The 25,114-nt window shown below is 51.7% G+C and carries 23 protein-coding genes and 1 CRISPR repeat array; of the genes, 15 read left to right on the top strand and 8 right to left on the bottom strand.

Features of this window, described 5'->3' with window-relative positions; all coding sequences use genetic code 11:
• Positions 1 to 7 precede the first annotated feature (7 nt).
• Positions 8 to 335: direct repeats of the CRISPR family, unit length 28 nt; unit sequence TTTCTAAGCTGCCTGTACGGCAGTGAAC.
• 224 nt (positions 336 to 559) lie between these two features.
• The 3 genes from clpA to A31E_RS26180 form a co-directional block, all read right to left on the bottom strand.
• Positions 560 to 2,836 carry an ATP-dependent Clp protease ATP-binding subunit ClpA gene (gene clpA / locus A31E_RS17955; protein ID WP_000934071.1) on the bottom strand — a complete coding sequence of 759 codons (2,277 nt, stop codon included), beginning with the start codon at positions 2,834 to 2,836 and terminating at the stop codon, positions 560 to 562.
• 30 nt (positions 2,837 to 2,866) lie between these two features.
• On the bottom strand, positions 2,867 to 3,187 hold the full coding sequence (gene clpS / locus A31E_RS17960) for an ATP-dependent Clp protease adapter ClpS (RefSeq protein ID WP_000520777.1): 321 nt from the start codon (positions 3,185 to 3,187) through the stop codon (positions 2,867 to 2,869).
• A gap of 98 nt (positions 3,188 to 3,285) precedes the next feature.
• Positions 3,286 to 3,360 (bottom strand): hypothetical protein, encoded by a 75-nt coding sequence (locus tag A31E_RS26180; protein ID WP_212741843.1) that lies wholly within the window; start codon positions 3,358 to 3,360, stop codon positions 3,286 to 3,288.
• Positions 3,361 to 3,509: 149 nt separating this feature from the next.
• Between A31E_RS26180 and cspD the strand changes: the two genes are divergently transcribed.
• Positions 3,510 to 3,734 (top strand): cold shock-like protein CspD, encoded by a 225-nt coding sequence (cspD, locus tag A31E_RS17965; RefSeq protein ID WP_000410785.1) that lies wholly within the window; start codon positions 3,510 to 3,512, stop codon positions 3,732 to 3,734.
• 72 nt (positions 3,735 to 3,806) lie between these two features.
• Here the strand turns inward: cspD and macB are convergent, their stop codons facing one another.
• Positions 3,807 to 5,753 carry a macrolide ABC transporter ATP-binding protein/permease MacB gene (gene macB / locus A31E_RS17970; protein WP_016248530.1) on the bottom strand — a complete coding sequence of 649 codons (1,947 nt, stop codon included), beginning with the start codon at positions 5,751 to 5,753 and terminating at the stop codon, positions 3,807 to 3,809.
• Positions 5,750 to 6,865 (bottom strand): macrolide transporter subunit MacA, encoded by a 1,116-nt coding sequence (gene macA / locus A31E_RS17975; protein ID WP_000747340.1) that lies wholly within the window; start codon positions 6,863 to 6,865, stop codon positions 5,750 to 5,752. The genes macB and macA overlap by 4 nt, the downstream gene beginning before the upstream one ends.
• Positions 6,866 to 7,023: 158 nt before the next feature.
• On the opposite strand from macA, the gene A31E_RS17980 reads away from it, so the two are divergent.
• Positions 7,024 to 7,974, top strand: a complete 951-nt coding sequence (locus tag A31E_RS17980; protein ID WP_133053296.1) for a VirK/YbjX family protein — start codon at positions 7,024 to 7,026, stop codon at positions 7,972 to 7,974.
• On the opposite strand, the gene A31E_RS17985 is transcribed toward A31E_RS17980, so the two are convergent.
• On the bottom strand, positions 7,971 to 9,629 hold the full coding sequence (locus A31E_RS17985; protein ID WP_000599821.1) for an ATP-dependent endonuclease: 1,659 nt from the start codon (positions 9,627 to 9,629) through the stop codon (positions 7,971 to 7,973). The genes A31E_RS17980 and A31E_RS17985 overlap by 4 nt on opposite strands.
• A gap of 424 nt (positions 9,630 to 10,053) precedes the next feature.
• Between A31E_RS17985 and aqpZ the strand changes: the two genes are divergently transcribed.
• From aqpZ to A31E_RS18025, 8 genes are all read left to right on the top strand, one after another.
• Positions 10,054 to 10,749 (top strand): aquaporin Z, encoded by a 696-nt coding sequence (gene aqpZ / locus A31E_RS17990; protein WP_001516085.1) that lies wholly within the window; start codon positions 10,054 to 10,056, stop codon positions 10,747 to 10,749.
• Positions 10,750 to 10,889: 140 nt separating this feature from the next.
• On the top strand, positions 10,890 to 11,789 hold the full coding sequence (gene lysO / locus A31E_RS17995; RefSeq protein ID WP_016248529.1) for an L-lysine exporter LysO: 900 nt from the start codon (positions 10,890 to 10,892) through the stop codon (positions 11,787 to 11,789).
• A 142-nt stretch (positions 11,790 to 11,931) separates the two neighbouring features.
• Entirely contained in the window at positions 11,932 to 13,584 is a 1,653-nt protein-coding gene (hcp, locus tag A31E_RS18000; RefSeq protein WP_000458827.1) for a hydroxylamine reductase, read from the top strand.
• Between the two features lie 11 nt (positions 13,585 to 13,595).
• Positions 13,596 to 14,564, top strand: a complete 969-nt coding sequence (hcr, locus tag A31E_RS18005; protein WP_001516083.1) for an NADH oxidoreductase — start codon at positions 13,596 to 13,598, stop codon at positions 14,562 to 14,564.
• 132 nt (positions 14,565 to 14,696) lie between these two features.
• On the top strand, positions 14,697 to 16,415 hold the full coding sequence (gene poxB, locus A31E_RS18010; protein ID WP_000815343.1) for a ubiquinone-dependent pyruvate dehydrogenase: 1,719 nt from the start codon (positions 14,697 to 14,699) through the stop codon (positions 16,413 to 16,415).
• 36 nt (positions 16,416 to 16,451) lie between these two features.
• Positions 16,452 to 17,453, top strand: a complete 1,002-nt coding sequence (ltaE, locus tag A31E_RS18015) for a low-specificity L-threonine aldolase (protein WP_000566404.1) — start codon at positions 16,452 to 16,454, stop codon at positions 17,451 to 17,453.
• A 10-nt stretch (positions 17,454 to 17,463) separates the two neighbouring features.
• A complete protein-coding gene (locus A31E_RS18020; protein WP_001136516.1) occupies positions 17,464 to 18,894 on the top strand; it encodes an SDR family oxidoreductase in 1,431 nt (476 codons plus the stop codon).
• 100 nt (positions 18,895 to 18,994) lie between these two features.
• On the top strand, positions 18,995 to 20,008 hold the full coding sequence (locus tag A31E_RS18025; protein WP_000866894.1) for an NAD-dependent epimerase/dehydratase family protein: 1,014 nt from the start codon (positions 18,995 to 18,997) through the stop codon (positions 20,006 to 20,008).
• Here A31E_RS18025 and amiD read toward each other — a convergent pair.
• A complete protein-coding gene (gene amiD / locus A31E_RS18030) occupies positions 20,005 to 20,835 on the bottom strand; it encodes an N-acetylmuramoyl-L-alanine amidase AmiD (RefSeq protein WP_001516080.1) in 831 nt (276 codons plus the stop codon). The genes A31E_RS18025 and amiD overlap by 4 nt on opposite strands.
• Entirely contained in the window at positions 20,832 to 21,155 is a 324-nt protein-coding gene (locus A31E_RS18035; protein ID WP_001160731.1) for a heavy metal-binding domain-containing protein, read from the bottom strand. Before A31E_RS18035 ends, amiD begins: the two co-directional genes overlap by 4 nt.
• Before the next feature lie 125 nt (positions 21,156 to 21,280).
• Here A31E_RS18035 and A31E_RS18040 point away from each other — a divergent pair, with 125 nt between their 5' ends.
• From A31E_RS18040 to artM, 5 genes are all read left to right on the top strand, one after another.
• Complete coding sequence (locus tag A31E_RS18040; RefSeq protein WP_001516079.1) at positions 21,281 to 21,796, top strand: lipoprotein; 516 nt, start codon at positions 21,281 to 21,283, stop codon at positions 21,794 to 21,796.
• Positions 21,797 to 22,013: 217 nt separating this feature from the next.
• Entirely contained in the window at positions 22,014 to 22,742 is a 729-nt protein-coding gene (gene artP / locus A31E_RS18045; protein ID WP_000027205.1) for an arginine ABC transporter ATP-binding protein ArtP, read from the top strand.
• Positions 22,743 to 22,759: 17 nt separating this feature from the next.
• The gene (artI, locus tag A31E_RS18050; RefSeq protein ID WP_000756581.1) at positions 22,760 to 23,491 is read left to right on the top strand and encodes an arginine ABC transporter substrate-binding protein ArtI; all 732 of its coding nucleotides are present in this window, start codon (positions 22,760 to 22,762) and stop codon (positions 23,489 to 23,491) included.
• Positions 23,492 to 23,497: 6 nt separating this feature from the next.
• Positions 23,498 to 24,214, top strand: a complete 717-nt coding sequence (gene artQ / locus A31E_RS18055; protein ID WP_001001690.1) for an arginine ABC transporter permease ArtQ — start codon at positions 23,498 to 23,500, stop codon at positions 24,212 to 24,214.
• Positions 24,214 to 24,882, top strand: coding sequence for an arginine ABC transporter permease ArtM (gene artM / locus A31E_RS18060; RefSeq protein WP_000895404.1), 669 nt, complete (start codon positions 24,214 to 24,216; stop codon positions 24,880 to 24,882). Before artQ ends, artM begins: the two co-directional genes overlap by 1 nt.
• Positions 24,883 to 25,114 lie beyond the last annotated feature (232 nt).

The following is a 25,114-nucleotide window of genomic DNA, read 5'->3' as shown; positions in this document are numbered from 1 at the left end:
CCTGAGTTTTCTAAGCTGCCTGTACGGCAGTGAACCTGAAACGATGGCGTCAGTGGCACAGGATGCTTTTCTAAGCTGCCTGTACGGCAGTGAACCGGCTCGCCAGCTTTATGTGAGCTGAACAAGTTTTCTAAGCTGCCTGTACGGCAGTGAACTGCACAGGGAGTAATGAGTTTTATCACATCGTTTTCTAAGCTGCCTGTACGGCAGTGAACACAGGTGTTACCGCGTTTCCCCGTATTCCCTCTTTCTAAGCTGCCTGTACGGCAGTGAACTGGACAGCTTGGAGGCTTTGCTCAGCCCTATTTTTCTAAGCTGCCTGTACGGCAGTGAACTCAAATACTACACGCTTAGCCCATTGTTAATAAAGCGAAACCAGCAAAATTCCTTGTCCAGCCCCTTTTTTATCCTTGCCTTCCAGCAGCATTAATTATCAATAACTTACCTTCGCCCTCAAAAATAGGGTTTTTACCGCCCCACCTCACAAACAAAAAAATCCGTAACCTCTTACGAGATTACGGACTTTATCAACCTACTTAAAAGGCTTCACGACCCCAGATTAATGCGCTGCTTCCGCTTTGTGCTTTTGTGCACTCTGGAACCCGTAGGTCAGCTCATTTTTCTCTTTATCCAGCGCAACAGTGACCTGACCGCCATCCACCAGCGAGCCAAACAGCAGTTCGTTAGCGAGCGGTTTCTTCAGGTTGTCCTGGATGACGCGAGCCATCGGACGTGCGCCCATTGCCCGGTCGTAACCTTTCTCAGCCAGCCAGTTACGTGCTTCCTGGCTCACTTCCAGAGAAACACCTTTCTGATCCAGTTGAACCTGCAACTCGACAATGAATTTATCAACCACCTGATGGATCACGTCGGTTGAGAGATGATCGAACCAGATAATATTGTCGAGACGGTTACGAAACTCTGGCGTAAAGATCTTTTTGATCTCTTCCATCGCATCGGTGCTGTTATCCTGGTGGATAAGCCCAATCGATTTACGCTCGGTTTCACGTACCCCGGCGTTGGTAGTCATCACCAGCACCACGTTACGGAAATCGGCCTTGCGTCCGTTGTTATCGGTCAGCGTGCCGTTGTCCATCACCTGCAACAGGATATTGAACACGTCCGGATGCGCTTTCTCGATTTCGTCCAGCAGCAGCACCGAGTGCGGATGCTTGATGACCGCATCGGTCAGCAGACCACCCTGATCAAAACCGACGTATCCCGGAGGCGCACCAATCAGGCGGCTGACAGTGTGACGTTCCATATACTCGGACATATCAAAGCGCAGAAGCTCAATGCCGAGGGCTTTGGAAAGCTGCACCGTGACCTCAGTTTTGCCGACCCCGGTTGGACCAGCAAACAGGAACGAACCGACCGGTTTATGTTCGTGGCCTAAACCCGCACGCGCCATCTTGATGGCTTCGGTAAGCGCCTCAATGGCTTTATCCTGACCGAAGACCAGCATTTTCAGGCGATCACTGAGGTTTTTCAGAGTATCGCGGTCACTCTGAGAAACACTCTTCTCTGGGATACGTGCGATACGCGCCACCACGGACTCAATATCCGCCACATTGACCGTTTTCTTGCGCTTGCTTACCGGCATCAGACGTGCGCGAGCGCCCGCTTCGTCGATAACGTCAATCGCTTTGTCCGGCAGATGACGATCGTTAATGTATTTCACCGCCAGTTCTACCGCCGCACGCACCGCTTTCGCGGTATAACGCACGTCGTGGTGCGCTTCATACTTCGGTTTCAGACCGTTGATGATTTGAACGGTTTCTTCGATCGACGGTTCAGTAATATCGATTTTCTGGAAGCGACGCGCCAGAGCACGATCTTTCTCGAAAATGTTGCTGAACTCCTGATACGTCGTCGAACCTATAACGCGAATTTTACCGCTGGAGAGCAGTGGTTTAATCAGGTTAGCCGCATCCACCTGACCGCCAGAAGCTGCGCCTGCGCCGATGATGGTGTGGATCTCATCGATAAACAGGATGCTGTTGGTATCCTGCTCCAACTGTTTGAGCAACGCTTTGAAACGTTTTTCAAAGTCGCCGCGATATTTAGTTCCCGCTAACAGGGAACCGATATCCAGAGAGTAAATCGTACAGTCAGCCATCACTTCCGGTACATCGCCCTGGACAATACGCCAGGCGAGACCTTCCGCAATCGCAGTTTTACCAACGCCAGACTCGCCAACCAGCAGTGGGTTGTTTTTACGGCGGCGACAGAGAACCTGAATGGCGCGCTCCAGCTCCTTCTCACGACCAATCAGCGGGTCGATTCCTCCCACGCGCGCAAGCTGGTTCAGGTTTGTCGTGAAATTCTCCATACGGTCCTCCCCACCAGCTTGTTCTTCACTGCCGGGCTGGTTTCCTGGTTCAGAAGACTGAGATGGCTCGTCTTTACGCGTGCCATGAGAAATAAAGTTCACCACATCAAGACGGCTGACTTCATGTTTGCGCAACAGATAGGCAGCCTGTGACTCCTGTTCGCTAAAGATAGCAACCAGAACATTCGCACCGGTAACCTCACTGCGACCGGAGGACTGAACATGGAAGACCGCACGTTGCAGTACACGCTGAAAACTCAGCGTCGGCTGCGTGTCACGCTCCTCTTCACTGGCAGGCAGAACGGGTGTGGTTTGTTCAATAAAGGCTTCCAGTTCCTGACGGAGCGCCACCAGATCCACGGAACATGCTTCCAGCGCCTCCCGAGCCGACGGGTTACTGAGCAATGCCAGTAACAAGTGCTCGACGGTCATAAACTCATGACGGTGCTCGCGCGCTCTGGCGAAAGCCATGTTTAAACTGAGTTCCAGTTCTTGATTGAGCATAGGCACCTCCCCCAATTTTTATGCCTGCATTCAGGCTTTTTCCAGCGTACACAGCAATGGATGCTCGTTCTCCCTTGCGTACTTGTTCACCATCGCCACTTTGGTTTCTGCAACCTCGGCGGTAAAGATTCCGCAAATGGCCTTCCCCTGGTAGTGAACAGCGAGCATCAATTGCGTTGCACGTTCTACATCATAAGAAAAGAATTTTTGTAACACGTCAATAACAAACTCCATCGGAGTGTAATCATCATTGACTAATATCACTTTATACATAGATGGCGGTTTTAGCGCGTCACGCACTTTTTCTTCCGCCAGTTGATCAAAGTCCAGCCAGTCGTTCGTTTTACCCATTGTCAGTTATCATCTTCGGTTACGGTTATCGGCAGAACGCTCTGCCGCTGACAAGAGCTTATTTGCCTGACCAATCTACTCCACATAATAGATAATTATCATCTATCGTTGGCATCAGCGACATCAGTCACATTACTGTCAATAGCGTTAACTGCTTCAAATTTTTGATGCATACCTACCCCCAGCCCCCTGTCAAACGCTTGACGACTCGCCCTATTTCTCTAAATTGTATTTCTAGAGTTGGCGAGGTTTTGAACAGCTCCCTCTCTGACCCCGGTTTATTCCATCTTACTTGTATAAGATTTGCGAAGGATGTCGAAGCATGGAAAAGGGTACTGTTAAGTGGTTCAACAATGCCAAAGGGTTTGGTTTCATCTGCCCTGAAGGCGGCGGCGAAGATATTTTCGCTCATTATTCCACCATCCAGATGGATGGTTACAGAACGCTAAAAGCTGGGCAATCCGTTCAGTTTGATGTCCACCAGGGGCCAAAAGGCAATCATGCCAGTGTCATTGTGCCCGTCGAAGTAGAAGCTGCAGTCGCATAGCTCTTCTGTCTCATTGTGTACATCCTACAGGCAAAATGCCAGCCCGATCGGCTGGCATTTTTATCTCAAATATTACTCCCGTGCCAGAGCATCCACTGGATCCAGTTTTGCCGCATTTCGCGCAGGCAGCCAGCCAAATAAAATCCCGGTAACGGTTGAACAAAGAAACGCCAGTAGCAGTGCCAGCGGAGAAAAACCAATTTCCCAACCGGGTAAAAAAAGCTGCAATGTGAAAGCGATTAACAGTGACAGCGTTATCCCCAGCGCACCACCCACCAGACAAACCAGCACGGCTTCAATCAGAAATTGTTGCAACACATCGCTGGCGCGCGCGCCCACGGCCATGCGGATACCAATTTCCCGCGTCCGCTCTGTCACCGATACCAGCATAATATTCATGACGCCAATGCCGCCCACCACCAGCGAAATCACCGCCACCAGTGTCAAAAACAGTTGTAAAGTACGTGTGGTCTTTTCGACCGTTTTCAAGACACCGTCCATGTTCCAGGTGAAGAAATCCTTTTTGCCGTGGCGCAGCGACAACAAACGGGTGAGTTGCTGTTCAGCTTCAGCGCTGTCAAAGCCTTCTTTCACTCTTACGGTAATGGAGTTAAGCCACGACTGCCCCATAACCCGCCCGGACATGGTGCTGTAAGGCAACCACACGCGCAGCACTTTACTACTGCCAAACATCGACTGTTTCTCTTCCGCCACGCCGATGACCCTCGCTGGCATATTACCGACAAGAATCACCTCGCCAACCACATCCGCTTTATGCGGAAAAAGCTGACGGCGGGTATTACTGTCGAGAACAACTACCTGCGCGCGACCATTCAGTTGCTCCTGATTAAAGGTGTTCCCTTCGCTGAAAGTCATACCATAAACATTAAAATAGTCCCCGCTTACGCCGTTGGCGCTGGCAGCAACATCAACATTGTTATAACGCAGGCGCAGGTTTTGCGAGACGGCGGGTGTGGCAGAAGCGACCCACGGTTGTTTTTGAATGGCGATTAAATCGTCGTACTTCAGCGCCTGCTGATATTGCGGATCGTCATCGCCAAAATCTTTCCCGGGATAGACATCAATAGTATTAGTACCAATAGAACGAATATCCGCCAGTACCATTTGTTTAGCCGCGTCGCCCACCACGACAATAGATACCACCGACGCAATACCGATAATAATCCCCAGCATGGTCAGTAAAGTACGCATTTTATTGGCTGCCAGCGCGCGCCACGCCATCGTCAGCGCCTCGTTAAAACCGCTGACGAACTGCCGCCAGCCAGACGCCGTTTTGACACCCGGTTCGCTGTTGGCTGCAGCAGTATTTTTTTCAATAGCAGGTGGATTACGCACGATTTCGCCGTCGTGAATTTCGATCACCAGCTCTGCCTGGGCGGCAACCTGCGGATCATGAGTGACGATAATCACCGTGTGCCCGCGATCGCGCAACTGATGCAGGACAGTCATCACCTCTTCACCGGAATGGCTGTCCAGCGCGCCTGTCGGTTCATCAGCGAGGATCACCTGCCCACCGTTCATCAACGCGCGGGCGATACTGACTCGCTGTTGTTGACCACCGGAAAGCTGAGCAGGGTAATACTCTGCGCGCTCTTCCAGCCCCAGTCGTTGCAGTAATTGCCGGGCGCGCAGCAGTCGCTGTTTACGCTCAAGGCCAGCATAGACGGCGGGAACTTCAACGTTCTGCTCGGCGGTTAAATGCGAAAGCAGGTGGTAACGCTGAAAAATAAAGCCAAAATGCTCGCGACGGAGCTGCGCCAGCGCATCGGCGTCCAGCGTGGCAACATCCTGACCGGCGACGCGATAGGTGCCGCTTGTGGCTTTATCCAGGCAGCCGAGGATATTCATCAGGGTCGATTTACCAGAACCCGAAGCGCCGACAATCGCCACCATCTCTCCGGCATAAATATCCAGAGTGATCCCCTTCAGCACCTCAACCTGCTCATCTCCCGCGGGATAGCTACGGCGAATATCCTTCAATTCGAGCAAAGGCGTCATTGCGCAGCTCCTGGTTTGGCCTCACCAATCACCACTTCTTCGCCCACTTCCAGCCCTTTGACAATCTCAACATCGGTATCGTTACGTGCGCCAATCGTTACTTCACGCTCGCGCGTTTCTCCATTACGTAGCAGTTTGATCTTATAGCGGTTATCGCCAACCGGATCGCCTAACGCCGACAGTGGGATTGTCAGCACGTTTTTCACATCAGTGAGCTGAATGTGCACCTGTGCAGTCATATCCAGCCGCAACAGACCATCGGGGTTTGGTACTTCAAAACGGGCGTAATAGAAAATAGCGTCGTTGACCTTTTCCGGTGTTGGCAACACATCTTTAATCTGCCCTTCATAGCGCGTCAGCGGATCGCCAAGCACCGTAAACCAGGCTTTTTGCCCCGGCTTCAGGTGGATAACATCCGCTTCAGAAACCTGCGCTTTTACCAGCATGGTACTCATATCTGCCAGCGTCAAAATGTTCGGCGCTTGTTGTGCGGCAATCACCGTCTGCCCTTGCAGGGTAGTGATTTGCGTGACTTCCCCGGCCATCGGAGCAACGATGCGGGTGTAATCGAGATTGGTTTTAGCTGTGTCGAGAGAGGCCTGATTGCGTTTGATTTGCGCATCAATGGTGCCAATCTGCGCCTGTTTAACAGCCATTTCAGTCGCAGCAGTGTCGAGATCCTGCTGTGAAACGGCCTGCGTTTGCGCCAGTCGTTGCTGGCGAGAGTATGTCACCCGAGCCAGTTTCAGTTCTGCTTCCGCCTGCTGACGTTGTGCGCGCAGCTCCATCAGCGTCGCTTCCACTTCCTTGATCTGGTTTTCAGCCTGTTCTGGATCAATAACGCCTAAAAGCTGATCTTTTTTCACTTTATCGCCAATCGCCACCGACAGCGTTTTCAACTGACCGCTGACCTGCGCGCCAACATCAACTTTACGCAACGCGTCGAGCTTTCCGGTCGCCAGCACGCTTTGCTGCAAATCACCGGGGCGCACTATCAATGTCTGATAAGTTGGCACCGGCGCATTGAGAATTTTCCACAATGCAACCAACCCGGCAATGACTATCACCAGCGCAATAACGTAACGCTTCTTAATGTTTCTTCGCTTTTTCATAAATATATTGAGTACTCCATACGCGCATCCGGGCGTTGTTAACATCAACAAAATATCAACAAAACCCTAAAATTTCCGTTAGTAATCACATTATTGATGTTTGGTTAAGATTTCCGATGGTGAAATCGACGCTATGTATAATCATTGATTTTGTGAATATGTCACAACTTACTGAACGGGCTTTTACGCCATCTGAATCTCTTAGCAGCATGTCTCTTTTCCTTAGTCTGGCTGGTGGCCAGTGGCGACCAGGTAAATTCTGGCATCGCCGTAGCTTTCGCCAGAAATTTTTGCTGCGCTCTTTGATTATGCCGCGTTTAAGCGTTGAGTGGATGAACGAACTATCCCACTGGCCGAACCTCAATACGCTGTTAACACGCCAGCCGCGACTGCCTGTTCGTCTGCATCGCCCTTACCTTGCCGCCAATCTTAACCGCAAACAATTACTGGAGGCGTTACGTTACCATTATGCATTGCTGCGTGCCTGCATGTCGGCGGAAGAATTCAGCTTATATTTGAATACCCCCGGGCTGCAACTGGCGAAGCTGGAAGGAAAAAACGGCGAGCAGTTCACGCTTGAACTGACCATGATGATCTCAATGGATAAAGAAGGTGACAGCACGATCCTGTTCCGTAACAGCGAGGGCATCCCTCTGGCAGAGATCACCTTCACTCTGTGTGAGTACCAGGGAAAAAGAACGCTGTTTATTGGTGGACTGCAAGGCGCGAAATGGGAAATTCCGCACCAGGAAATCCAGAATGCGACGAAAGCCTGCCACGGTCTGTTTCCAAAACGTCTGGTGATGGAAGCGGTCTGTCTCTTTGCCCAACGCTTACAGGTTGAGCAGATTATTGCCGTCAGCAATGAAACGCATATTTATCGCAGCCTGCGCTATCGCGATAAAGAAGGAAAAATCCATGCGGACTATAACGCGTTCTGGGAGTCGGTTGGCGGCGAATGCGATGCCGAACGGCATTACCGACTTCCTGGTCAGATAGTACGAAAAGAAGTTGCTGAAATAGCCAGTAAAAAACGAGCTGAATACCGTCGCCGCTATGAGATGCTCGACGCTATTCAGCCACAGATGGCAACGATGTTTCGCGGTTAATCTGCCCGACCGCGCGCCAGCCACAGCACGCGCGAGAACATTTTTTTCAGCAATGCCGGTACGGACTCCACACCACGGCGTCCGGCCTCCATTGCAACCTCAATGGCGAGATCGGGTTTGGAAGAGCGATGGATCGCCTTCGAGATGATTTTGCGCAGATTCATCGGTACATTTTCCGGGATTTGCGCCACGCGATGGAATACATCGGAAAATCCCTGGCGATACATAAAATGCTCCATATCCAGCGCCGGTAATGCCGTTAAATGCTCTCGTTCAGCTTCCCGATCGTTATTCAACAGGCTGCGCACCGTAGCGGCATACTTCTTCCCGGCTTCATCGCCATCGACCAGCACATGCCACTCAATCCCCATCCGGCGGGCAAATTTAACCAGCGGTTTTAATCCTGACTGGGCAAATTCAATGACCTTGATCCCTTCAGCATCAAAATGATGCCCACACTGGCGCGCCAGTTCGTTAATAACCCAGGTTTCTGTTTCCCCTTCCACCAGCAACCAACAACGGGCAAACAGCGATGACGGACGGTTAAAACGAATGTGAAAGGATATGCGTCGGCTATCTTCGGTACTCAAGCCACTCGGCCCCAGACGCCATGCGGCAACGCGAGAAGATTCACGCACCAGACGGCAAACATGCTCTACCGGCGTTAACGAAAGCAGCTCGCCAGAGTTGGTGGTAGCAATACGCTGCAATGGCAGAAGGTTCAACAGATGCCAGGCGACTGAAAGCATAATCGGATGCAGGCGCGTTTCCGGATCTTCTATCAACAATAACGGACGCGCGTCTTTATCCAGCCGCAATGTGCCTTTTGCCTGTAGCAAAGTCGCAAATAGCCCAAGCAAAATAACCCGATACGAACGACCTCCAGGCCGGTCAATCATCCGGTTGATGATATCCAGATAACGCCAGCTCCGTTGCTCATTGCTGGCCCGCCGCCGCATTAAGCGGTATCTCGCCTGCCCGGCTCCCTGCTCCGAAAAATAATGCTCAAGCAGTTGCACCATTGCCGAAAGCCCCTGACGAATCTGTCCGTCAGTAAGATTTTGTGGATGTGAGGATAATTCACGGGCAAGAAAATCCAACTGGCGCGCGGTAACTTCCACATTGGGCACATTTGGTACAGTTCCGTTGCGAATACGGCGCATAAAGCGGGCATCACGCAAGCGCAGAACAGGCATCAACCGCACCAGATGACGCGCCTGATCGTTAATATCATCAACCTCAATCGGATGCCCGTCTTTATCAAGAAAACTGCGCAGCGTCATCACGCTGCCATCTTCCGCACACTCCCCTTCCAGACGATAAAAAATGCGGTGATAACCATCGACGCACGGCGTCCAGCATGTTTCAAGTGGGCGATAACGGCGAACACGATGCCGCCCTGGCAGCGATTCACGAAAGGTCAGAATGATATGCAGATGGTGTTCCCGGCCATTGATATCGCCCGGCGGAAACCAGAAATCGTCGCGTTCAAAATGGTAGAGATCTGATTCTGGCGATAGCAGTAGGGTTAGCGCATCCAGCAAACTGGATTTACCCCACGCGTTCTCCCCAATCAGGACGTTGTTTTGTTCCAGCATCAACGATAGTCGGTTGATACCACGAAAGCCCACAATTTCAACGCGCTCAAGAATCATATCCCCTCCAGAAATATGTTACTTATCCTTTACTCCGGCAGTATAACGGGAAAGCCCCCAGGAATACGTGATGACATCACACTTAAGCATGGCAAATGTCTGAAAAATGAGCGAATAATTGTGTCAGACGCCCTCTCACTGATTTCCCCCAAAAAACAATAAAATCAAATGATTAATCTTGTGTATTATTTTTATTACCCCCAAAGGTTTAATTTCGTGGTTTGCACTACACTGTCAATCAGGCAAATGACTATATGGGGGAACTCTCATTTGTTCTAAATCAAAATTACTGGATTTATTTATCTGGCGAATGACTCAGCTTCGTTTTTAAAATACCCACGCATTATTTCTGTCGTCACTTTTTTACGACGACCCTATAAAACGACCATATTTTTCACAGGGTCAATTTTTAATTGAGGTGGATATGTTCAGAAAATTAGCAGCAGAATGTTTTGGTACTTTCTGGCTTGTATTTGGTGGCTGCGGTAGCGCTGTGCTGGCGGCAACATTTCCGGAATTAGGTATTGGCTTTGCTGGTGTCGCGCTGGCGTTTGGTCTGACAGTACTGACCATGGCCTTCGCTGTTGGTCATATTTCTGGTGGTCATTTTAACCCGGCAGTCACTATTGGTTTATGGGCTGGCGGTCGTTTCCCGGCAAAAGAAGTCGTTGGCTACGTCATTGCCCAGGTTGTTGGCGGTATTGTTGCGGCGGCACTGCTGTATTTAATCGCCAGCGGTAAAGCCGGATTTGACGCGGCGGCCAGCGGTTTTGCGTCTAACGGTTATGGTGAGCATTCACCTGGCGGCTATTCCATGCTTTCTGCATTGGTTGTTGAACTGGTATTGAGCGCTGGTTTCTTGCTGGTGATCCACGGTGCGACCGACAAATTCGCGCCAGCGGGTTTTGCGCCGATTGCCATTGGTCTGGCATTAACGCTGATTCACTTAATCAGTATTCCGGTCACTAACACCTCCGTTAACCCGGCGCGCAGCACTGCGGTTGCTATCTTCCAGGGTGGCTGGGCGTTAGAACAACTGTGGTTCTTCTGGGTAGTGCCCATTGTCGGCGGTATTATTGGTGGTCTGATTTACCGGACACTGCTGGAAAAACGCGATTAATTAACGCAGAAGGCCTGACGCAATGTCAGGCCTTCTCATTTGCATAACGTTTCCTTTTAATTGCAACTTTACTCATCCTTCCGCTTTCAGTAGTGTGTCATCGCGCATTTCGATTTCTTCTTTGCAAGGGCTGAGTTTTCATGTTTTCTGGGCTGTTAATCATTCTGGTGCCACTCATTGTGGGTTACCTCATTCCGCTTCGCCAAAAAGCTGCGTTAAAACGCATTAATCAGTTATTAAGCTGGATGGTCTATCTCATTCTCTTTTTTATGGGTATTAGCCTGGCGTTCCTTGATAATCTCGCCAGTAATTTGCTGGCGATCCTGCATTATTCCGCCGTCAGTATTACCGTTATTTTGCTATGCAATATTGTCGCCTTGCTGTGGCTGGAGCGTGGTTTGCCATGGCGTAATAACCACCAGCAAGAGAAATTACCGTCACGTATTGCGATGGCACTGGAGTCGCTAAAACTGTGCGGCGTAGTAGTGATTGGTTTTGCCATTGGCCTTAGCGGATTAGGTTTCTTACAACACGCCACTGAAGCCAGCGAATACACGTTAATTCTGTTACTTTTCCTCGTCGGTATTCAGCTACGCAATAATGGCATGACCTTAAAGCAGATTGTCCTTAATCGCCGGGGAATGATTGTCGCTGTGGTAGTGGTTGCCAGTTCATTAATTGGCGGTTTAATTAACGCCTTTATTCTTGATCTCCCTATCAACACCGCGCTGGCAATGGCCTCCGGTTTCGGCTGGTATTCTCTTTCCGGTATATTGTTGACCGAATCTTTTGGCCCGGTAATCGGTAGCGCAGCGTTTTTTAATGATCTGGCACGAGAGCTGATCGCCATCATGCTAATCCCCGGACTTATCCGTCGCAGTCGCTCAACGGCGCTGGGTTTGTGCGGTGCCACATCGATGGATTTCACCCTGCCCGTTCTTCAGCGTACAGGTGGTCTGGAGATGGTCCCGGCGGCGATTGTTCACGGTTTTATTCTTAGCCTGCTGGTGCCCATTCTGATCGCCCTTTTCTCCGCGTAATACCTCTCTGGCGGTAGAACCCTGCCGCCAAAATTGCGCTAAATCAATCTCCCTTAAAGTTGCAACAAAAATCCCTTTTATCCCCGCGTTAAGCGTCTTAACCTTAAACATGTATATTAAATATAACTTTAAAGGTGTGATCATGTTTTGTGTGCAATGTGAACAAACTATCCGTACTCCGGCAGGAAACGGCTGCTCATACGCGCAGGGGATGTGTGGTAAAACGGCGGAAACCTCTGACCTTCAGGACTTACTGATTGCGGCGCTGCAAGGGCTTTCTGCCTGGGCGGTAAAAGCACGTGAATACGGCATCATCAACCACGACGTAGACAGCTTCGCGCCGCGTGCATTTTTCTCAACGCTGACTAACGTTAACTTCGATTCTCCTCGTATTGTCGGCTACGCCCGTGAAGCGATTGCCCTGCGTGAGGCGCTGAAAGCACAATGCCTGGCAGTAGATGCAAACGCCCGCGTCGATAACCCGATGGCTGACTTGCAACTGGTGAGCGATGATCTCGGTGAACTGCAACGTCAGGCGGCGGAATTTACGCCAAATAAAGATAAAGCAACGATTGGCGAAAATATTCTCGGCCTGCGTCTGCTCTGCCTGTATGGTCTGAAAGGTGCGGCGGCCTATATGGAACACGCTCACGTTCTCGGTCAGTACGACAACGATATTTACGCCCAGTACCATAAAATCATGGCATGGCTGGGAACCTGGCCTTCCGATATGAACGCACTTCTCGAGTGTTCCATGGAAATCGGCCAGATGAACTTCAAAGTGATGAGCATTCTGGATGCAGGCGAAACCGGTAAATACGGTCATCCGACACCGACTCAGGTCAACGTCAAAGCTACAGCGGGTAAATGCATTCTGATTTCCGGTCACGATCTTAAAGATCTCTATAACCTGCTGGAACAGACCGAAGGCACGGGCGTTAACGTCTACACCCACGGCGAAATGTTGCCTGCTCACGGCTACCCGGAGCTGCGTAAATTCAAGCATCTGGTCGGTAACTACGGCAGTGGCTGGCAGAATCAACAAGTTGAGTTCGCTCGCTTCCCTGGCCCTATCGTGATGACCTCTAACTGCATCATCGATCCAACCGTCGGCGCTTATGACGATCGTATCTGGACCCGCAGCATTGTTGGCTGGCCGGGCGTGCGTCATCTGGATGGTGAAGATTTCTCTGCGGTCATCGCCCAGGCGCAACAAATGGCGGGCTTCCCGTACAGCGAAATTCCGCATCTGATCACCGTAGGTTTTGGTCGTCAGACGCTGCTTGGCGCAGCCGATACGCTGATTGATCTGGTGAGCCGTGAAAAACTGCGTCATATCTTCCTGCTTGGCGGCTGTGACGGTGCCCGTGGTGAGCGTCACTATTTCACCGATTTCGCTACCAGCGTGCCGGATGACTGCCTGATCCTGACGCTCGCCTGCGGTAAATATCGCTTTAACAAACTTGAGTTTGGCAATATCGAAGGTCTGCCGCGTCTGGTGGATGCCGGCCAGTGTAACGATGCATACTCAGCGATTATTCTGGCTGTCACCCTGGCAGAAAAACTGGGTTGCGGTGTCAACGATCTGCCACTCTCGCTGGTACTCTCCTGGTTTGAACAGAAGGCAATTGTTATTCTGCTGACGCTGCTTTCTCTGGGCGTGAAAAATATCGTCACCGGCCCGACTGCACCAGGCTTCCTGACCCCAGACCTGCTGGCGGTGCTGAATGAGAAATTCGGCCTGCGTTCTATCACCACTGTTGAAGAAGACATGAAGCAACTGTTGAGCGCGTAAGGAGTTTATCGATGACGATGCCAACGAATCAATGCCCGTGGCGGATGCAGGTTCATCACATTAAGCAAGAAACACCGGATGTGTGGACGCTTTCCCTGATTTGCCACGATTACTATCCGTATCGCGCCGGGCAATATGCGCTGGTCAGCGTGCGTAACTCAGCAGAAACGCTGCGTGCGTATACCATTTCCTCCACGCCAGGCGTGAGTGAATACATCACCCTGACCGTGCGGCGGATTGATGACGGTGTCGGCTCCCAGTGGCTGACTCGCGAGGTGAAACGCGGTGACTATCTCTGGCTTTCGGATGCGATGGGGGAATTTACCTGCGACGATAAAACAGAAGAGAAATTCCTGTTACTGGCAGCAGGCTGCGGTGTCACACCAATTATGTCGATGCGTCGCTGGCTGGCGAAAAATCGTCCGCAGGCCGATGTACAGGTGATCTACAACGTGCGCACACCGCAGGATGTCATTTTTGCCGACGAATGGCGCAACTATCCGGTGACGCTGGTGGCAGAAAATAACGTCAGCGAGGGCTTTATCGCTGGTCGCCTGACTCGCGAACTGCTGGAAAGCGTTCCTGACCTGGCTTCGCGTACCGTGATGACCTGTGGCCCGGCTCCGTATATGGATTGGGTGGAACAGGAAGTGAAAGCACTTGGCGTAACACGCTTCTTTAAAGAGAAGTTCTTCACGCCGGTGGCGGACGCTGCGACCAGTGGTCTGAAATTCACCAAATTACAACCGGCACAAGAATTTTATGCCCCGGTTGGCACCACGCTGCTGGAGGCGCTGGAAAGCAATAAAGTTCCGGTCGTCGCCGCCTGTCGTGCGGGTGTTTGCGGCTGCTGTAAAACAAAAGTAATTTCTGGCGAATACACGGTGAGCAGCACCATGACGCTGACTGACGCCGAAATCGCTGAGGGTTACGTGCTGGCCTGTTCCTGCCATCCGCAGGGAGATATGGTTCTCGCGTAATCGCATTATGCCCGATGATATTCCTGTCATCGGGCAATTTAACTGTTAGTGCCTCCTTTTTCTCCCATCCCTTCCCTCTCCGTCAGATGAACTAAACTTGTAACCGTTATCACATTCAGGAGACGGAAAACCATGAAACAAACGGTTGCAGCTTATATCGCTAAAACGCTCGAATCGGCTGGGGTGAAACGTATCTGGGGAGTGACGGGCGACTCGCTTAACGGCCTCAGCGACAGCCTTAATCGTATGGGCACTATCGAGTGGATGTCCACCCGCCATGAAGAAGTCGCGGCCTTTGCCGCTGGCGCTGAAGCCCAGCTTTCAGGAGAACTGGCGGTCTGCGCCGGATCGTGTGGGCCAGGCAACCTGCACTTAATCAACGGCCTGTTCGACTGTCATCGTAATCACGTTCCGGTACTGGCGATTGCCGCCCATATTCCTTCCAGCGAAATTGGTAGCGGTTATTTTCAGGAGACCCACCCGCAAGAGTTATTCCGCGAATGTAGTCACTATTGCGAGCTGGTTTCCAGCCCGGAGCAGATCCCGCAAGTACTGGCGATCGCCATGCGCAAAGCGGTGCTTAACCGTGGCGTTTCGGTGGTCGTTTTACCGGGCGATGTGGCGTTAAAACCTGCGCCAGAAGGGGCAACCACCCACTGGTATCACGCGCCACTGCCAATAGTGACGCCGGAAGAAGAAGAGTTACGCAAGCTGGCGCAACTACTGCGTTACTCCAGAAATATTGCACTGATGTGCGGCAGCGGCTGCGCGGGCGCGCATAAAGAGTTAGTAGAGTTTGCCGGGAAAATTAAAGCGCCAATCATCCATGCTCTGCGTGGTAAAGAACATGTCGAATACGATAATCCGTATGATGTCGGAATGACCGGCTTAATCGGTTTCTCATCGGGTTTTCATACCATGATGAATGCCGACACTTTAGTGCTGCTCGGCACCCAATTCCCCTACCGCGCGTTCTACCCGACCGATGCCAAAATTATTCAGATCGATGTCAATCCTGCCAGCATTGGCGCACACAGCAAGGTGGATATGGCGCTGGTGGGCGATATCAAATCAACCCTGCGAGCACTTCTGCCATTGCTGGAAGAAAAAACCGATCGCAAGTTCCTGGATAAAGCGCTGGAAGATTACCGCGATGCCCGTAAAGGGCTGGACGATTTAGCCAAACCGAGCGAGAAAGCGATTCACCCGCAATATCTGGCTCAGCAAATTAGCCATTTTGCTGCCGATGATGCCATCTTTACCTGTGACGTCGGCACACCAACGGTATGGGCTGCGCGTTATCTGAAAATGAACGGTAAGCGTCGCTTGTTAGGTTCGTTTAACCACGGTTCGATGGCTAACGCCATGCCACAGGCGCTGGGCGCGCAGGCAACCGAGCCAGAACGTCAGGTAGTCGCCATGTGCGGTGATGGCGGTTTTAGTATGTTAATGGGCGATTTCCTCTCGGTGGTACAGATGAAACTACCGGTGAAAATCATCGTCTTTAACAACAGCGTGCTGGGCTTTGTGGCGATGGAGATGAAAGCTGGTGGTTACCTGACAGATGGCACTGAACTGCACGACACCAACTTTGCCCGCATTGCCGAAGCGTGCGGTATTACGGGCATCCGCGTAGAGAAAGCCGCTGAAATCGACGAAGCCCTGCAACGCGCCTTCTCCATCGACGGTCCTGTACTGGTGGATGTGGTCGTCGCGAAAGAAGAGTTAGCTATCCCACCGCAGATTAAACTCGAACAGGCCAAAGGTTTTAGCCTGTATATGTTGCGGGCGATCATTAGCGGACGCGGTGATGAAGTGATCGAACTGGCGAAAACAAACTGGCTAAGGTAAAAAGGGTGGCATTTCCCGTCATAATAAGGACATGCCATGATTGATTTACGCAGTGATACCGTTACCCGACCGAGCCGCGCCATGCTAGAAGCGATGATGGCCGCCCCGGTTGGGGACGACGTTTATGGAGACGACCCTACCGTTAATGCTCTGCAGGACTACGCGGCAGAGCTTTCCGGTAAAGAAGCCGCCATTTTTCTGCCTACCGGCACCCAGGCCAACCTGGTCGCTCTGCTCAGTCACTGCGAACGCGGCGAAGAGTATATTGTCGGTCAGGCAGCACATAACTATTTGTTTGAAGCTGGTGGTGCTGCGGTGCTGGGCAGCATTCAGCCGCAACCCATCGATGCGGCTACCGACGGCACGCTGCCATTGGATAAAGTGGCGATGAAAATCAAACCTGACGATATCCACTTCGCCCGCACAAAGTTGCTTAGTCTGGAAAACACCCACAACGGCAAAGTACTACCGCGTGAATACCTGAAACAGGCATGGGAATTTACCCGCGAGCGCAATCTGGCGCTGCACGTTGACGGCGCTCGCATCTTTAACGCCGTGGTGGCTTATGGCTGCGAACTGAAAGCGATCACGCAATATTGTGATTCGTTCACCATATGTCTGTCGAAAGGTCTTGGTACGCCGGTAGGTTCGCTACTGGTAGGCAATCGTGATTACATTAAACGAGCCATCCGCTGGCGGAAAATGACCGGTGGCGGGATGCGTCAGTCCGGGATCCTGGCGGCCGCCGGGATGTATGCGCTGAAAAATAACGTCGCGCGTTTACAGGAAGACCACGACAATGCCGCCTGGATGGCAGAGCAACTGCGTGAAGCGGGCGCTGATGTGATGCGCCAGGACACCAATATGCTGTTTGTTCGCGTCGGGGAAGAAAATGCTGCTGCGTTGGGTGAATACATGAAAGCGAGAAACGTGCTGATTAACGCCTCACCGATTGTTCGCCTGGTAACACATCTCGACGTCTCGCGTGAACAACTGGCTGAAGTCGCCGCCCACTGGCGCGCTTTCCTGACGCGTTAAGGAGCGAGACGTGCCGCAACGCATTTTAGTTCTCGGTGCCAGTGGCTACATTGGTCAGCATCTGGTGCGCACACTCAACCAGCAAGGGCATCAGATCCTGGCGGCGGCACGTCATGTCGACAGGCTTACAAAGCTACAACTGGCTAATGTCAGTTGCCATAAAGTCGATCTTAGCTGGCCGGACAACCTTACGGCCTTGTTAAAAGATGTTGATACCGTCTATTTTCTGGTGCACAGCATGGGCGAAGGCGGTGATTTTATCGCTCAGGAACGCCAGGTTGCTCTCAACGTCCGTGATGCGCTGCGTGAAGTGCCGGTTAAGCAAGTCATCTTTCTTAGTTCATTGCAGGCTCCGCCCCATGAGCAATCGGATCATCTGCGCGCCCGTCAGGCCACGGCGGATATTTTGCGTGAAGCCGATGTGCCTGTTACTGAATTGCGTGCCGGAATTATCGTCGGAGCCGGGTCAGCGGCGTTCGAAGTCATGCGCGATATGGTTTACAACCTGCCAGTGCTAACACCACCGCGCTGGGTTCGTTCACGTACCACACCCATCGCGCTGGAAAACCTGCTGCACTATCTGGTGGCGCTGTTAGACCATCCGGCCTGCGAACATCGGGTATTCGAAGCCGCCGGACCACAGGTGCTCAGCTATCAACAGCAGTTTGAACATTTTATGAGCGTGAGCGGCAAACACCGCGGGTTAATCCCCATCCCTTTCCCCACCCGCTGGATTTCGGTGTGGTTTCTCAATGTGATTACCTCCGTACCGTCCACCACCGCAAGTGCGTTGATTCAGGGACTGAAACACGATCTGCTGGCGGATGACACCGCCTTACGCGCGCTCATTCCACAACCGCTGATCGCTTTTGATGACGCTGTGCGTCGCACGTTGAGAGAGGAAGAAAAGCTCGCCAACTCCAGCGACTGGGGATATGACACTCAGGCCTTTGCCCGCTGGCGACCAGAATACGGTTATTTCGCCAAACAGGCGGGTTATACCGTTAAAACCTCCGCCAGCCTTCAGGCTTTATGGCGGGTAGTGAATCAAATCGGCGGTAAAGAACGTTACTTCTTTGGCAATATTTTGTGGCAGACCCGGGCGTTGATGGACCGCGCAATAGGTCACAAACTGGCGAAAGGTCGCCCCGAGCGAGAATATTTGCAAACCGGCGATGCGGTGGATAGCTGGAAAGTGATTGTCGTCGAGCCTGAAAAACAGCTTACCTTATTGTTTGGTATGAAAGCGCCAGGACTTGGGCGACTTTGTTTTACTCTCGAAGATAAAGGCGACTATCGCACTATTGATGTCCGCGCTTTCTGGCACCCGCACGGGATGCCAGGGCTGTTTTACTGGCTGTTCATGATCCCCGCACATCTGTTTATTTTTCGCGGGATGGCAAAACGAATCGCCAGACTGGCAGAACAAAGCACAGATTAATCGAAAAAAACCTGCGTTATTCTTTCATGTTTCCCATTGCATCAAGGATGAAATCACGGAAGAATGCGCACGTCGTTTTTATCAACAACAGTGGAATGATATGAAGGTACTGGTTACCGGCGCCACCAGCGGCTTAGGTCGAAACGCGGTTGAATTTTTATGCCGAAAAGGCATCAGCGTAAGAGCGACCGGTCGCAATGAAGCGATGGGTAAATTGCTGGAGAAAATAGGCGCAGAGTTTGTCCAGGCGGATCTGACTGAACTGGTCTCATCGCAGGCAAAAGTAATGCTCGCAGGCATTGATACGCTGTGGCACTGTTCCAGCTTTACCTCGCCGTGGGGAACGCAGCAGGCTTTCGATCTGGCAAACGTTCGCGCCACTCGCCGCCTGGGTGAATGGGCTGTCGCCTGGGGCGTACGTAATTTTATTCATATCTCTTCACCGTCACTGTACTTCGATTACCACCACCACCGCGACATCAAAGAAGATTTTCGTCCGCACCGCTTCGCCAACGAATTTGCCCGCAGCAAAGCCGCCAGTGAAGAGGTCATCAATATGCTTTCGCAGACAAATCCACAAACGCGCTTTACCATTCTGCGCCCACAAAGCCTGTTTGGGCCGCACGATAAAGTCTTTATTCCCCGTCTGGCGCATATGATGCACCACTACGGCAGCATCCTGTTACCCCACGGCGGCAGCGCACTGGTCGATATGACTTACTATGAAAATGCGGTGCACGCTATGTGGCTGGCGAGCCAGGAAGCGTGCGATAAACTGCCTTCTGGTCGTGCGTATAACATTACCAACGGCGAACATCGCACTCTGCGCAGTATCGTGCAGAAATTGATCGACGAACTGAATATTGATTGCCGTATCCGTTCGGTGCCTTACCCGATGCTGGATATGATTGCCCGCAGTATGGAGCGTTTAGGACGCAAGTCAGCAAAAGAGCCGCCGCTAACCCATTACGGCGTCTCCAAGTTGAATTTTGACTTTACGCTGGATATTACGCGAGCACAGGAGGAGCTGGGGTATCAGCCGGTCATCTCGCTGGATGAAGGTATCGAGCAAACTGCTGCCTGGCTGCGCGACCACGGAAAACTGCCGCGCTAGTCCTGGCCGTATTTCTCCAGTAGGGCTTCGGCAATCGCCTGAGTTTCTGCATCCGCTTCGCCGTTATATAACGTCGGGCGGAAGTGCATCTGAAACGCCATAATGACTCGCTGCTGCTCGCGCGGCGTCATTTCAGGTTTTACGTCATAGCCGTAGCGCGCCAAAAGCTCCAGTAACGATGCTGTTTCTACCGGCGTGTGTGGTGCGCGTCCGGCCAGATAAAAGCTAACGCGCGATGCATCCGGCCAGGCACCAATCCCCTGCTGCGCCAGTTGCTGCCACGGAAATAACGGGCCAGGATCGTCCTTGCGCTGTGGGGCTATATCCGCATGTGCCACCACATTCTCTGGTTTGATGTGATAGCGGGCGATAATCTCTTTCGCCAGTGGAATGAGCGCCTGAATCTGCGCCGGTTCAAACGGCGCAAAATATTTCACCCCCGCCGATTTTTGCCAGCCACGATTTTCCAACTCAATACCAATAGAGGTGTCGTTAATTCGTGTTGCTCCGCGCCAGGCGCTGATCCCCGCATGCCAGGCCAGTTCCTGTTCCGGCACCAGTTGCCAGATACGTGGTTTGCCGTTGTAACGCGGCGGCACGGCAGGCACCAGATAATGCGAGCTGACCTGCTTATCGGTCAGTGTCGCCAGCGAAGAATCGAAGTCATCTGCAGTGTAATGGATCACCAACACTTTGATACGAGGATACGCTGCCTGTGCCTGACGTCGGGTATCGAGCTGGTATCCCTCCTTCTCAACAATTCCTTTTTCTCCTGCGCACCCTGCCAGTAACAAAACCGCAGCAACCAGCCAGAAGATTCTTCTCATCGACGCGTTTTCACCGCTGTTCCGCTGACGCTGACCATCAGCATACTGCCGTTTTGCCCGACCGTTTCATAGTCGATATCAATGCCGACCACTGCGTCAGCACCCAGCGCCCGTGCCTGATCGCCTAACTCTTCAAACGCAATCTCCCGTGCTTTACGCAGTTCTTTTTCGTAAGCCCCGGAGCGTCCGCCGACGATATCGCGGATGCCCGCAAAGAAATCGCGAAAAATATTGGCACCTAAAATCGCTTCGCCCGTCACCACACCGCAATATTCAACGATGGTCTGACCTTCAAGTGTTGGGGTTGTGGAAAATTGCATGACCGATCTCCTTGTTTGCTAAGCCTTCGATCTCAAAAGCATTATCGGACTGATACGCTATTATTGAAAGGATATCATTATTATCGTAGAACGCTTTCAAGGTGTTCGCTTATAAGGAAATCATTATGCGCTACAGCAAATTGACCATGCTTATCCCTTGCGCACTGTTACTCAGTGCTTGTACCACCGTTACGCCAGCCTATAAAGACAATGGCACTCGCACAGGTTCTTGCGTCCAGGGCGGCCCTGACAGCGTGGCTCAGCAATTCTATGACTACCGTATTCAGCATCGCAGTAACGACATTACCGCTCTGCGCCCGTATTTGAGCGATAAACTGGCGGCACTGCTCAGCGATGCCAACCGCGATAACAACCATCGCGAATTGTTAAGCAGCGATCCGTTCTCCAGCCGTACTACCTTGCCTGATAGCGCCCGAGTCGCCAGCGCATCGACCATCCCGAATCGCGATGCGCGCAATATTCCGCTGCGCGTAGATCTGAAACAAGGCGATCAGAGCTGGCAGGATGAAGTATTGATGATTCAGGAGGGGCAATGTTGGGTTATCGATGATGTGCGCTATTTAGGTGGCAGCGTTCACGCCAAAGCGGGAACATTACGTCAGTCCGTTGAGAACCGTTAATCCCTTGATCAGATTATAACCCCCATAAATTGTCCGGCATTCTGCGAGGAATGCCGACATTTATGCTCGCCGCCCATCACCCTCGTTATTTTGTGCTATGTTTAGTGAATAATGTGCTTTGCTTTTAACTTTTAAAGCAGAAATATTGCATAATTATTCTGTCAAAGGTACTATCTTCGACCTCAATAGCTATCAGACTGCCAGTATACGAGAGTCAATGAGTATTCAATTAAACGGCATTAATTGCTTCTACGGCGCACATCAGGCGCTGTTCGATATCACGCTGGATTGCCCGCAGGGCGAAACGCTGGTGTTACTTGGCCCCAGCGGCGCGGGGAAAAGCTCGCTGCTGCGTGTACTCAATCTGCTTGAGATGCCGCGCTCCGGTACGCTCAACATTGCAGGCAATCATTTCGATTTCACCAAAACACCGTCTGACAAAGCGATTCGCGACCTGCGTCGTAACGTTGGCATGGTGTTTCAGCAATACAATCTGTGGCCGCATCTCACCGTGCAGCAAAACTTGATCGAAGCACCCTGCCGCGTACTCGGCTTGAGTAAAGATCAGGCGCTGGCTCGTGCAGAAAAACTGCTGGAACGTCTGCGTCTCAAACCTTATAGCGATCGTTATCCACTGCACCTTTCTGGTGGCCAGCAACAACGTGTTGCTATCGCCCGAGCGCTGATGATGGAACCGCAGGTGTTGCTGTTTGATGAGCCGACCGCCGCACTGGACCCGGAAATTACAGCGCAAATCGTCAGTATCATTCGTGAACTGGCGGAAACCAACATTACCCAAGTGATCGTCACCCACGAAGTTGAAGTCGCGCGTAAAACCGCCAGCCGTGTGGTGTATATGGAAAACGGTCACATCGTAGAGCAAGGCGACGCGAGCTGTTTTACCGAGCCGCAAACCGAAGCATTTAAAAACTATCTCTCTCACTAAGATTCGGGATAACGACAATGAAAAAAGTTCTGATTGCCGCGTTAATTGCAGGTTTTAGTCTTTCCGCCACAGCCGCTGAAACCATTCGTTTTGCTACCGAAGCATCCTATCCTCCGTTTGAATCGATGGATGCGAATAACCAGATCGTCGGGTTTGACGTTGACCTGGCGCAGGCGTTGTGTAAAGAGATCGATGCGACCTGTACTTTCTCTAACCAGGCGTTTGACAGCCTGATCCCGAGTCTGAAATTCCGTCGTGTGGACGCCGTTATGGCGGGTATGGATATCACTCCTGAGCGTGAAAAACAGGTACTGTTCACCACCCCGTACTATGACAACTCTGCACTGTTTGTTGGTCAGCAAGGCAAATACACCAGCGTTGATCAACTGAAAGGCAAAAAAGTCGGCGTGCAGAACGGGACGACGCACCAGAAATTCATTATGGATAAACATCCGGAAATCACCACTGTTCCATATGACAGCTACCAGAACGCGAAACTGGATCTACAAAATGGCCGTATTGACGGCGTATTCGGTGACACCGCAGTGGTAACCGAATGGCTGAACAATAATCCCAAACTGGCACCAGTTGGCGACAAAGTGACCGATAAAGATTACTTCGGTACTGGCCTCGGTATTGCGGTACGTCAGGGCAACACTGAACTGCAGCAGAAATTCAACGCTGCGCTGGAAAAAGTGAAGAAAGATGGCACTTACGAAACCATCTACAACAAATGGTTCCAGAAGTAATTCCTGATGAATGAATTTTTTCCTTTAGCAAGCGCCGCCGGGATGACCGTCGGCCTTGCCGTTTGTGCATTGATTGTCGGTCTGGCGCTGGCGATGTTCTTCGCGGTGTGGGAGTCAGCAAAATGGCGTCCTGTCGCGTGGGCAGGTTCGGCGCTGGTAACGATTCTGCGCGGCCTGCCAGAAATTCTGGTAGTGCTGTTTATCTATTTTGGTTCTTCGCAGCTACTACTGACACTTTCGGATGGCTTCACCATCAACCTTGGGTTCGTACAGATCCCGGTGCAGATGGACATAGAGAACTTCGACGTTAGCCCGTTCCTCTGCGGGGTGATCGCCCTGTCCCTGCTGTATGCTGCCTATGCCTCGCAAACCCTGCGCGGTGCACTGAAAGCGGTGCCGGTGGGTCAGTGGGAGTCTGGTCAGGCGCTGGGGCTGTCGAAATCGGCTATATTTTTCCGTCTGGTGATGCCGCAGATGTGGCGTCATGCGCTGCCTGGTCTCGGCAACCAGTGGTTGGTACTGCTGAAAGATACCGCGCTGGTCAGTTTGATTAGTGTGAATGATTTAATGCTGCAAACCAAAAGCATCGCCACCCGTACCCAGGAACCATTTACCTGGTACATTGTGGCGGCGGCGATTTACCTGGTGATTACCCTGTTGAGCCAGTACATTCTCAAACGCATTGATCTGCGCGCGACACGTTTTGAGCGGAGACCTGGCTGATGCTTGAGTATTTACCTGAACTGATGAAAGGGCTGCATACCAGCCTGACGCTGACGGTCGCCTCGCTGATTGTGGCGCTGATTCTGGCGTTAATTTTTACCATCGTCCTGACGCTGAAAACACCGGTGCTGGTGTGGCTGGTGCGGGGTTACATCACGCTGTTTACCGGTACGCCGCTGCTGGTGCAGATCTTCCTGATTTACTACGGACCGGGCCAGTTCCCGACGTTGCAGGAGTATCCGGCGCTGTGGCATTTGCTGTCGGAACCGTGGTTGTGTGCACTGATTGCGTTATCGCTGAATAGTGCCGCGTATACCACGCAACTGTTTTACGGAGCAATTCGTGCGATCCCGGAAGGTCAGTGGCAATCCTGTAGCGCCCTGGGGATGAGTAAAAAAGATACGCTGGCGATCCTGCTGCCGTATGCATTTAAACGCTCGCTCTCTTCTTATTCCAACGAAGTGGTGCTGGTGTTTAAAAGTACCTCGCTGGCTTACACCATTACGCTGATGGAAGTGATGGGATACAGCCAGTTGCTGTACGGACGCACCTACGATGTGATGGTGTTTGGCGCGGCGGGGATTATTTACCTGATCGTTAACGGCCTGCTGACGTTGATGATGCGCCTGATCGAGCGTAAAGCGCTGGCGTTCGAGCGCCGGAATTAATGTGGCTGCATTGATAACGTGCTAATGCCGGATGCGGCGTGAACGCCTTATCCGGCCTACATTCGCAGGATAATTTGTAGGTCTGATAAGACCCGCAAGCATCGCATCAGACACCAGCACAGAACCCGCATATTGCATAAACCCTTATAATGAAGACGGGCAACCTACTAAGTTGTCCGTCTTTTTTTATCTATTTTGAATTATTTAATCATATTTATTGCATATAAATTCA

It is taken from the genome of Escherichia sp. KTE159 (assembly GCF_000408805.1).
GTDB classification, from domain to species: Bacteria; Pseudomonadota; Gammaproteobacteria; order Enterobacterales; family Enterobacteriaceae; genus Escherichia; species Escherichia marmotae.
Note: the sequence above shows the minus strand (reverse complement) of the source record. Positions and strands in the feature narration are given on the sequence as shown.

Coding starts and splice junctions, on each gene's coding strand:
- ltaE (WP_000566404.1), top strand. CDS start 16,452: ATGATTGATTTACGCAGTGATACCGTTACCCGACCGAGCCGCGCCATG.
- clpS (WP_000520777.1), bottom strand. CDS start 3,187: ATGGGTAAAACGAACGACTGGCTGGACTTTGATCAACTGGCGGAAGAA.
- artQ (WP_001001690.1), top strand. CDS start 23,498: ATGAATGAATTTTTTCCTTTAGCAAGCGCCGCCGGGATGACCGTCGGC.
- aqpZ (WP_001516085.1), top strand. CDS start 10,054: ATGTTCAGAAAATTAGCAGCAGAATGTTTTGGTACTTTCTGGCTTGTA.
- A31E_RS18040 (WP_001516079.1), top strand. CDS start 21,281: ATGCGCTACAGCAAATTGACCATGCTTATCCCTTGCGCACTGTTACTC.
- A31E_RS17985 (WP_000599821.1), bottom strand. CDS start 9,629: ATGATTCTTGAGCGCGTTGAAATTGTGGGCTTTCGTGGTATCAACCGA.
- hcr (WP_001516083.1), top strand. CDS start 13,596: ATGACGATGCCAACGAATCAATGCCCGTGGCGGATGCAGGTTCATCAC.
- lysO (WP_016248529.1), top strand. CDS start 10,890: ATGTTTTCTGGGCTGTTAATCATTCTGGTGCCACTCATTGTGGGTTAC.
- macA (WP_000747340.1), bottom strand. CDS start 6,865: ATGAAAAAGCGAAGAAACATTAAGAAGCGTTACGTTATTGCGCTGGTG.
- poxB (WP_000815343.1), top strand. CDS start 14,697: ATGAAACAAACGGTTGCAGCTTATATCGCTAAAACGCTCGAATCGGCT.
- hcp (WP_000458827.1), top strand. CDS start 11,932: ATGTTTTGTGTGCAATGTGAACAAACTATCCGTACTCCGGCAGGAAAC.
- amiD (WP_001516080.1), bottom strand. CDS start 20,835: ATGAGAAGAATCTTCTGGCTGGTTGCTGCGGTTTTGTTACTGGCAGGG.
- cspD (WP_000410785.1), top strand. CDS start 3,510: ATGGAAAAGGGTACTGTTAAGTGGTTCAACAATGCCAAAGGGTTTGGT.
- artM (WP_000895404.1), top strand. CDS start 24,214: ATGCTTGAGTATTTACCTGAACTGATGAAAGGGCTGCATACCAGCCTG.
- A31E_RS18035 (WP_001160731.1), bottom strand. CDS start 21,155: ATGCAATTTTCCACAACCCCAACACTTGAAGGTCAGACCATCGTTGAA.
- artI (WP_000756581.1), top strand. CDS start 22,760: ATGAAAAAAGTTCTGATTGCCGCGTTAATTGCAGGTTTTAGTCTTTCC.
- macB (WP_016248530.1), bottom strand. CDS start 5,753: ATGACGCCTTTGCTCGAATTGAAGGATATTCGCCGTAGCTATCCCGCG.
- artP (WP_000027205.1), top strand. CDS start 22,014: ATGAGTATTCAATTAAACGGCATTAATTGCTTCTACGGCGCACATCAG.
- clpA (WP_000934071.1), bottom strand. CDS start 2,836: ATGCTCAATCAAGAACTGGAACTCAGTTTAAACATGGCTTTCGCCAGA.
- A31E_RS18025 (WP_000866894.1), top strand. CDS start 18,995: ATGAAGGTACTGGTTACCGGCGCCACCAGCGGCTTAGGTCGAAACGCG.
- A31E_RS17980 (WP_133053296.1), top strand. CDS start 7,024: ATGTCACAACTTACTGAACGGGCTTTTACGCCATCTGAATCTCTTAGC.